The 9,455-nt window shown below is 72.8% G+C and carries 4 protein-coding genes; all 4 read right to left on the reverse strand.

Annotated elements, in window-relative coordinates:
• Positions 1 to 473: 473 nt before the first annotated feature.
• Positions 474 to 737: a hypothetical protein gene (locus IEY55_RS26330; RefSeq protein ID WP_373290065.1), complete on the reverse strand. Its 264-nt coding sequence runs from the start codon at positions 735 to 737 to the stop codon at positions 474 to 476.
• A gap of 205 nt (positions 738 to 942) precedes the next feature.
• Entirely contained in the window at positions 943 to 5,328 is a 4,386-nt protein-coding gene (gene mobF / locus IEY55_RS26335) for a MobF family relaxase (protein ID WP_229686771.1), read from the reverse strand.
• 808 nt (positions 5,329 to 6,136) lie between these two features.
• Positions 6,137 to 6,571 carry a hypothetical protein gene (locus tag IEY55_RS26340; protein ID WP_189061252.1) on the reverse strand — a complete coding sequence of 145 codons (435 nt, stop codon included), beginning with the start codon at positions 6,569 to 6,571 and terminating at the stop codon, positions 6,137 to 6,139.
• Positions 6,572 to 6,645: 74 nt separating this feature from the next.
• Positions 6,646 to 8,253 (reverse strand): hypothetical protein, encoded by a 1,608-nt coding sequence (locus IEY55_RS32655; RefSeq protein ID WP_189061253.1) that lies wholly within the window; start codon positions 8,251 to 8,253, stop codon positions 6,646 to 6,648.
• Between the last annotated feature and the right edge of the window lie 1,202 nt (positions 8,254 to 9,455).

Below are 9,455 nucleotides of genomic sequence, written 5' to 3' on the forward strand. Positions count from 1 at the left end.
ACTCACCAAACCGCGCAGAACATTCGCAGAAGTGCGTAAAACCCGTCAACTCCGAACACAAGTGAGCCGCCTCACGCCACCTGTCGAACGTAAAGGAACACCCAAGAACCACGCTTAGGGTGTGTTGCTCTCCGTAAGTAAGTTCCATGAATATTCCACGATCAACCCTGCACTACCCACGTTCATCACCCAGCAGGCCGAGTAGTCTCACGACGATCTGTCACATTTGATGGAAAGCTACTCCAATCAAGCGAATATACGGGTCACGCTGATGGCCTAGCTCTCACGGTCTGGTTCTGCCAGACCACTCCCACTACTCCTGATGGGTCGCGATCCACAGCCGAATGGCGGCCAACACTGTGGCGCGCGGCGCGGGGAACTCCGATGTTGCTGGGGTGTTTACCGCACCGACCGAGATCCGGACACGATAGACAGCGCCGCCGGCGCGTTCCTCGATCAACTCCGCGCCCGACTCAGCCGCCGACACCCGCAGCCTGCACGGTGTGGCGCAGCAGGAGCACGGTGGTGACCGGGCCGACCCCACGGGGGACCGGGGCCACCGCCGCGGCCCGTTCGGAGACAGTGGTGACGTCGACGTCGCCGACGAGGCCACCGTCGTCGGTGGGGCTGGTGCCCACGTCGATCACGATCGCCGCAGGTACCACGTACTCGGCGGTGATCACCCGAGATGCGCCGACAGCGGTCACCAGCACGTCGCCTTGGACGGCCAAAGACACGAGGTCGACGGTGTGGGAATAGCAGATCGTCACCGTGGCGGGCCAGCAGCAGGTGCGCCACCGGTTTACCCACCACGGTGGAGCGACCGATCACCACCGCGTGTTTGCCTTCCCTGTACACCCGTGGTCCGGCTGATTCGCCCGGCTCCCCTGCCTGGGGTCTGTCCAACGAGAGTTCTACAGTCCCGCTGGGGAACGCCTGCGGCTACAGCCCCAGGTGGCTGCCTTCGCCGTGGCGGCGGCGGTAGTCCTCGGCGCGGCGTTCGGCATCGCCGGTGGGGGCGGCGTGGGCGTGGGGATCGTGCTGGCCCGCCTCGGCGCCGCGGCGTTCGGTGAAGCGGCGCACCTGCTCCAGCAGGGTGGGCAGGCGTGCTGGGTCCTGCCGGTGCGTGCCAGGGGAGGCGGTGTTGCCGGTCATGGGCGTACTCCGTGCTGTGGTTGGCGGTGGCGGTGACGGCGTCCCGGGCCGGGGTCTCGCCGCCGCGGTGGGGGCGGAGGCGGTGGTGGCCCCCGGCCCACCCGTGCCCCGGGAGCCCGCGGACGCCGACGAGGTCGAGGCGCGGCCCGCGCGTGAGGTCGACGATCGGGTGTGCGCCGCGGCCGCACTGGAGGCAGACGCCATCGGGCCGGTGCTGGTGCGGGCGGAGGCCGTCGCGCCCACCGGGGGCGAAGTTCCCGCTGTGGTGGCCGACACCGGTGGAGCCACGGCGGCGGACCACGCCTTCTGCGCGGCCTGGTAGGCGCGGTGGCGGCGGCTTGGCTGGTTCTGGTCCGGTGGCGCCCCCACGGGGGCGGTGACGCTGGTGACGCGGTACAGCTCCCGGTAGGCCGCAGCGAGTTCGACCGCGCGGTCCCACCGCGCAGCGTGGTCGGGGTCAGTCGGACGCGGGCCTACCGGGGCCGCCCACGCCGGCTGCTCGCGTGCCACGGTCTCGCGCAGTTCGGCGACCCGGGCGGCGATCGCGTCGTTGGCCCGATCCAGCAGGTCCTGCAGGCCGCTGTCGCGGAAGCTGGTCGGGGGACGGGATGCGGCGTAGGGGTGGCGGGGCAGCCACGGCAGGGGGACGACGTCGTCGCGGCCGGTGGCACGCTGCGCATCAAGCTGGGTGACCAGCTCGCCGGCGGCCATGGCGGCGACCAGCTGCGGGGCGAGGAGGCGGCCGTGCCAGGGCCCGGTGGCCCCGGTTTTGGAGGCCGCGGTCTGGAGGGCGGTGTTCACGTCCAGGCCTTCGCTGACGCCGCCGGCGGCCAGCCGCCACACCGCCTGCCAGCTGGGCCCATCGACGCGCACCCCAGCAAGCGCGTCGCCGACGAGCTGTTGCCAGTGCTGCACTTGGGCGGGATGGGGTTCGATGTCGCGGGGTGGCCGCGCGTGCTGTTCGACGTGCTGCTCGATCCGGTGCACCAACACCGCCGCCGGGTCGTCGACGCCCTCCAGGCGGCCGTGGGCCGCCACGACGGCCAGCAGGTGTTCGGCCTGCCAGCCGGCGTCCTCGGCGTTGCGCAGCGTCTGCAGCAGGGCGGGGAACGCGTCGGCGTCTAGGACGTGGGGCAGCCGGCCGCGGACCAGCCACTCGTAGCGGGGGGTGGACAGCCGCTCGGCGGCGTAGTCGTAGTAGGCGACCAGCGTGGGCAGCGACTCGGCCTCGGCCAGCGCGGTGCGCAGCTGCTCGGTGGCCGACAGCTCCTGGCTGCTGCGCGCCAGCATGCCCTCCAGCACCCCGCGGGCGCTGGCCTCCGGCGGCGTCTCGGTGTGGAAGTCCGGGTCCGCGACGTGGTGCACGGTCGGCACATAGAGGTGGTTGGCGCCTTGGGCGCGGGTGAGCATGGTGTAGAGCTGCTCGCGGGTGGCGCCTTCCGGGATCACCCCGTGGGAGTTGCCGGTGACGTTCATGCCCTGGCAGCGGTTGATGGTGGCGGCGTAGGCGAGTTCGACGTTCTCCGCGACGTAGTTGGCGGGCAGGGTGACGGTGGCGCCGCTGGCCATGTTCTGCACGCGCAACGCCCCGCTGCGCTGGTGTTCCAGTATGCGCCAGCGGTCGCCGTTCTTCACAAAGTCCCGGGCCCCGAACACCCCCAGGCGTCGGTCGTTGTGGCGGGTCACGATCCAGTCCCCGATCCCGGCGGGGGTGCCGTCGTGCAGCACAACCCCGGCCGGGGCGACCTCGCGTCGTCGCACACGCAGGGCGCGGGCTTCCAGGTTCAAGGCGACCACGTTCTCGTGGGAGCCGACGATCAGCAGCGTCTCCGTGCCGGCGTCCAGGTCCGCCCGCCACGCGGCGTGGGCGCGGGCGCGCAGGGTCTCGATCGACCCGTCGTGCACCCAACCGCGGTCGACGTAGTAGTCCAGCCCCTCCGGGGCGCCGTCCCGGATCCGCAGGCTGGCCACCGCCTGATCGGGGTCACGAAACCGCACCACCTCGGTGAGGGTCAGCGCCCCGGTCTCCTGGGCGAGCAGCCGGATCGCGCCGCCGGCCTCCACCGCGGCCAGCTGGCAGTCATCCCCAACCAGCCGCACGTCCGCGCCGCGTTCCAGGGCGTAGGCGACGACCCGGTGCAGGGTGTGGGTACCGGCCATGCCCGCCTCGTCCACCAACACCAGATCCCCTCCGGTGAAGGGGAAAGCACGGTCTTCCACGCCTGCCTCCAGCGCGGTGGTGACCTGGTGCAGGGTGTGTGGGCGTGCCCCGATCGCCGCGCCCAACTCCTGCGCGGCGCGGGCCGAGGGCCCGAACGCATACACCCGGGCGCCACTGGCCCGCCACGCGCGGGCCAGCACCCGCATCGCCGTGGTCTTGCCCGTCCCGGCCGGGGCCAGCGCCAACTGCAGGCGCCGGCAGGAGGTGGCGAACTCGGTGACCAGGGCACGCTGGCCGGGGTTGAGCGAGGCGCGGCTGGTGGCGATGGCGCTGCGCACCAACGCCTCGGGTACCCGGTGACCGCCGTGTTCGCGGGCCGCAGCAACGAGGTCCTCCTCGGCCCGCAACGTCGCGATGGTGGTGTAGCGGATGCCGTGATGCGGGGTGAACACGCCCTCGTTGTTCAGACAGCGTCGGGTTTCAGTCAGCCCGTGGGGTTCTTCCACCACGGCCGGCGGGTGCAGGCAGACGGTGTCGGGGTCGGCGAGCACCGTCTCCACCACCGCCGCGACCAGCGTCTGACGCTGGTCGCCGCCCACGTGCAGTTCCTCGGTCTGTCGGTGCGCGGCGGCCTCGAGGTTGAGTCGGGTGAAGGTGGCGCGTTCCTCGGCCACCGCCGCCACGGTCTGCTTCGCCAACGTCGCAATGTCGACCGGCGAGAGCTCCTCGCGGTGGCCGAACACGGTCGCGGCCAGCGACTCCCGCTGCGTCTGGCCGATCACGGAGTCGATGAACTCCCGCCAACCGCGCCGGTGGTCGGCCAGGCTGCGCGGCGGCTGCTTGCCCGCGCGGGTGTCGTACTGGGCACGCCGACCCAGCTCCACCAACTCCACCGGCGTGGGTTCCCGCCCCGTGGCGGCGCGGAAGTCCACGATGCGCCGGGCACGTTCGGCCTCGATCTGCGCCGAGCGCTGCGAGAAAGTCTTGATGAGGTCGAGGGGCACCCCGTCCAACTCCAGGATCGGGCGTTTGGGGTCGATGCCGTCGGCCGGGCGTGGCACCCAGCGGGCACCCATGTCGCGCAACAAATCCCGCAGCCGGTTGTTGTAGTGCTCGCTCGCGGTCACCGTGGCGTGCAGCAGGGTTCGCCCATCCAAGGTGGTCCATGTCCCGTCGAAGGTGCGGCGCACTTTCGCGGAGATGGGGACGTGGGTGTGCAGGTGCGGGTCCCCGGTGCGGGAGTCCCAGTGCACGAACATCGCCCCGCAGATGCCGTCCATGTCGACCTGGGCCTGGCCCTGGTCACCCGCGCGGGTGTAACAGGCGTTGTCCTCCAGCCACGTCACCGTGTCCCGCACCGCCTGTTGGTGGGCGTGGAGGATCTGGCGCGCCACGTCCGGTTCCGCAAGCGCCCACAGCACCGACACCGACTTCGGCGGGGCGAACACCAGCTCGTAGCCGGACACCGCAGTACGGACCTCGGCACGCTCGGACGCCAGCCACCCCCGCAACTCCTTCTCATCCGCCGGAGCGCGGCCCTCGTGGTGGGCGGCGAACACCTCCGCCTGCACCCGGGCGCGGATCGCCGCGCGCTCGGACTCCGGGATCGGCGCCCCCACGGGGCGGCCATGGCCGGTGTTGTGGTCCCGGTACGCCGACAGCACGCGGCGGCGGATCTCGGCGGTGGCCTCGTACTGCGGAAACCGGCGACCCAGTTGGGTGGCGCGCAGGGCGTCGTCGACGGACGTACCCTCGGCGATCATCCGGGCCTCGATCGCATCCGCGTTCGGGTTCCGGCCCTCACCGAACAGCGCGGTCATCTGCTCGGCCGTCACCGCACCGGACACGCCGAGTTGGCGGGCGCCCTCGCCGATCCACTCCCCGGCCGGGTAGCCGTGCGCGGTGTAGTAGTCCGCCAGCGACTGGCCCGGCGCCAGCGGCTCGTCGGCGCACGCGGTGCGGCCCACCAGGTACTCGTAGCCGCCGGGCGTCATCTTCCGCAACGCCATCATGACGAGCGCCGCACCTCCCTCCAGGCGAAACCACGTCGTGGATCACGGTCGACGTCGCTGCCAATGAGGGAGGTGCGGCGCGTCTGCCCCTCCACTATCCACACGCGACACCACCACCACAAGCATTTGCGGAAGCACACGCGCGGCCGGTGGCAGAGCATCTGCAAGAGGTGCTGTGTGGCGGGGAGGAGAGAAGGTCAGGTGCCCCGGCGGTACGGGGTCGGGAGGGCCGATGCCCACCGGGATGGGCTGGGCGGTCGCGGTGCCAGGGGAGGGGGCCGGAAGGTGGGCGGGACAGCCGAGGGTGCGGGACAGGAACGGGACCGGGCCGGCCGTGGTGATCAGCGGCGGCACACCCGGCGGCCGGGCGACCCACCGCGACCCACGAAAGAAGCGGGTGCCCGGCGGCGGCCGGGCACCCGCTTTCGGGTACGGCGATGGGGGGTCGGGCCGTTCTCGGTGTCGGTGCGGGGCTCGGGAACGCGCGCGGCGGCCGGCGACGCGGGGGACGACGGCGAGCGGTCCGGCATCACCCGGCCACAGGGTCGGCTGACCGGGACAGCCGAACCGGGGGCGACGGTCCGGCGGCCCGTCCCGCGCTGACCAACCCGGCCACCCTCGACACGACCGCGCGGGGCGGGTCGCCGGGGCTGGGGGTCCAGGGGGCCGGGCCCCCTGCGTACCGCGCCACCCCGACCCCGGCGGCCGGGGACGCGGCCACCGTGAGCGGGGGCGGCAGCGGCGGGACGCAAAGGATGGCGGTACGGCCGACCCCGTCAGCCGTACCGCCACCGTGGGGCGATGGTCGCTAGCGCGTCATCGCGCGCGAACAGCGCTCTGGGCAACAGCAGACGTAGCAGCACTGACACAGGGCGCGCGTCACGTCGTAGGGCTCGCCCGCCCGATGGAACCACCACGGGTCCCGGTCGAGCGGCTCGGCGTGGCAGCACACGCACAACCACGGGTCGTCGGTGCCACGCAACCCGAGGGCGTTGCGGCACGGGGTAGAGCAGCAGCGGCGCGCGCCGACGAACTCATCCCCGCAGTACTCGCACACGCTGACGAACCGCTCGCACCCCGGGCAGGTACCCGGCCCGGGGTTCTCGCACACAAGGCACTCGGGGCCGACGGGAAGGTCAGGCTCGGGGTGGGGGTCGGGGGTGGCGGCGACCGGCGTGGGGGTGAGGGTGGTCGGGGCGGTACGGCGCAGGCGGCGAAAGACGGTCGAGAACATCGAGAACATGGGGTTGCTCCTGGAAGCTTGGGGGCTGTCCGGCCGGGACACCACGCCCGGCCGGACAGCGGCGGCGGGGTCGGTTAGCTGGCCCGGGGCAGGCGGGCGGTGGGGGTGGTGGGCGGCTCGGTGTGCGCCTGGCGGCGGCACTCGACACACAGGCCCCGGCGGAGGAATCCCACCCGCTTACCGGTAACGGTGGGGACCCGGCGGCAGCGGCGGCACGGCCCGTGGTGGTCCTTGTCCCACTGCTCCGCCGAGTTCACCCACGGGTCCAGGCGCGCGCTGTGCCGCGTGACCCATTCCCGGATAGCGTCCCGGGCACGCGGGCTGGGGACGCGGCGCCACAGGTCGCGTAGCCGCTCGCGGGCCTGGTCCACCGTGGCGGCGCAGGAGACCAGGGCCAGGCACCGCCGGGCCATGGCGGTGGACTGGTCGGGGGCCTCGGCGGCGGCCTGGGTGAAGGTCGCCCGGTGCTGCCGCATCACGTCTGCGACCACGGTGCGGGCGGCACCGGTGGCGCGCTGCCACTCCATGGTCAGGATGTCCCGGGCGGCAAGGGGCGGGTGCTGGGCGAGGATGCGGGCGCAGTGGGCGCGCATCCGGCGGCGCTGGACGGCGGCGGAGGGCTGCGGGGGGCGCTGGCCGGGCACGGCGGCCAGCGTCGGGGCCAGCGCCCGGGGCAGGTAGCGGGTGGCCCATGCCTGGATGTGGGCGCGGTCAGCCTCGCCGGCCACCTGCCAGTACCGGCCGAGGATCCGGCGGGCGGCGGTGGGATAGGCGGTGGTGAGGTAGGCGCACCGGGCGGCGACCCACTCTGCCCGGGTCCGGGGGTGCCCGGCGGCAGGCTGGGGGATGCCCCGCTCGTTCCGGTCCCGGCACGCCTGGCACAACCCGTCATCGTCGCGGCCCGGGGCCGGCTGCTGCTCGGCGGTGCTGCGCTCGATCCCACACACCACGCAGGGGGTGTGCCAGGTGGGGTCGAGCGTGGTGGCCTGGTCCGGGCGGTCCTCGGGCTCCTCGTAGGCCAGGGGCGAATCGTCGTCGCGCCAGGGCTCGTCGTCCACACCCGCGCGGGTGGCGGTGTAGGCGCGCATGAGCGTGTCATCGTCGGCCCGCCGCGCGGCGGCCGCACGGGACCGGGGCGCCCGGATCACGCGGGGGTCATGGCGCCGGGTGACCTCGAAACCCCACGTGCACGCGCGGTCGGCGGTCCACCCGGTGTCGGCCTGCTCGGCGTACCACTGCCGGATGTGGGCCGTGGCGTGCTGGGTGGCCTCCTCGTAGCCGATCCCCGCATCCGCCCGGATCTTTCCCACCAGGGCACGGAACCGGCCCGGCCGGGTGGCATACCACCACGCGGGCAGATCCCCGTCCGGGTCGCCGTGGCCCGACGCGGTCGGGGACTGCGGGGGGTCGGTGTCCCGGTGTCGCATCACGGCCGCGATTAGGTCGCGGTGCGCGGCGCTGCGGCGCCACCACTCCCGCAGGATCGCCCGGCCCGACCGGGGCCGGCTCCGCAGGGTGACATCCGCTGCGTAGACCATCACCAGCTCGGCGGGTGCGGCGCTGTCCAACCACGCGCGGGCCTGGGCCTTGGCGGCGGCCCGGTCACACTCCACCGATGCGGACAGCATCGCAAACGGGTCGACCATGCTGCGGTATCGCGGGCAGAAATCAACAGCAAGCATGAAATTGCCCCTTTTATTGTGTACTTTATGGGAGTGAGGATCGGGGACGGTTTGGCGAATCGTTCCCGTTTCCTCGGGCCCTTAGTATAGCCAGACGACCACCCCTGACTCCAGCTTTTCCCGTTCACCCATTCTGGTATATGTGCAGGTCAGATGCCATGCGAGGCTTTCTCGCGCAATCGACCACGTCGGTTCCCTCATTGTCGCCGAGGCGGAAAACAGGGTTGATGCGCACCGACGTCGGTAACTGTTTTCTGTCGCTGTGGGGGTTCTTCGGGGCGTGTTTTTCGGTGGTCGCAGTGGGCGGGTGGTGGCGGTGCCCCGACACCGGGGAGACGGGGCCGTCGGGGGTTCCTGCGTGTCCGTCGCGCGGTCGGGCAGGCGGGAACCCGGGGGTGGGTGAGCGTCGGCTGAGGGGTGGGGAGGGAGGGGCGCGCGCACGCCGGGGGCAGGCCCGTGGCCTGCCCCCTAGCTTCCTGCCCCAGGCCCGCAGAGGCTCCGAAGTCAAGGGCGGCCGAAGGCCGTCGGCGAAGCCGATGCGCAGCACCCTTGACTTTGGAGGGGCGGGCCGAACACACTGCGCGCCCCTCCCGGACCACCCCGGACGCAAACCCTTCGACGTCACGCAACCCACCCTCACCGGACCCGCGGCAGACGGTGGCCTCGGCCCACCCGGGCAGCGTGCCGGGCGGCCGCCCACGCCAGGGACCATCCGGGTCGCGGTGCCCACGCGCGGGGGCTGTCAGGGTGCGCACCGGGCACCCACCGCACCCCGGACACGGCCCGCCCGCGCGGCCTGGTGCGGGGCACGCCGGTTTCGCGTCCGCCCCGCCTCGGCCGGGCCGAGTGGACAGGGTGGCGCCGGGGTTGCAGGGGGTGCCGGCACCGCATCGGGTAGAGACCCGGCGCCGGGCACGTGACGCCACCGGAAGAGACCCTGCGGCGAGGACACTCACGCCGACCCCGGCGGCATCCTCGTGCCCCGGTCGCATGACCTCCCCGCCGACCCGGACTCCGCGGGGCAGGAATGCGTTAGCCTGGCCGGGATCCGCCGTGAACACGGGCTTGTGTGCGCCTTTGGGGCGCGGCGGGTCATCGCCGCCAGGGGTTGTTTGGCGACCCTTGCCCCTCCGGGGGTGGGGTGACCGTGTCGCGGTCAGGCCGCTGGCGGCCTCGACGTGGTGGCCCACCCGCACGCGGGT

Origin of the sequence: Longimycelium tulufanense, from assembly GCF_014645795.1 — a bacterium.
In the GTDB taxonomy this organism is placed as follows: Bacteria; Actinomycetota; Actinomycetes; order Mycobacteriales; family Pseudonocardiaceae; genus Longimycelium; species Longimycelium tulufanense.

Bases quoted from the DNA above. Each gene is read 5' to 3' on its own strand.
- mobF (WP_229686771.1), bottom strand. From the start codon at position 5,328: ATGATGGCGTTGCGGAAGATGACGCCCGGCGGCTACGAGTACCTGGTG.
- IEY55_RS26340 (WP_189061252.1), bottom strand. From the start codon at position 6,571: ATGTTCTCGATGTTCTCGACCGTCTTTCGCCGCCTGCGCCGTACCGCC.
- IEY55_RS32655 (WP_189061253.1), bottom strand. From the start codon at position 8,253: ATGCTTGCTGTTGATTTCTGCCCGCGATACCGCAGCATGGTCGACCCG.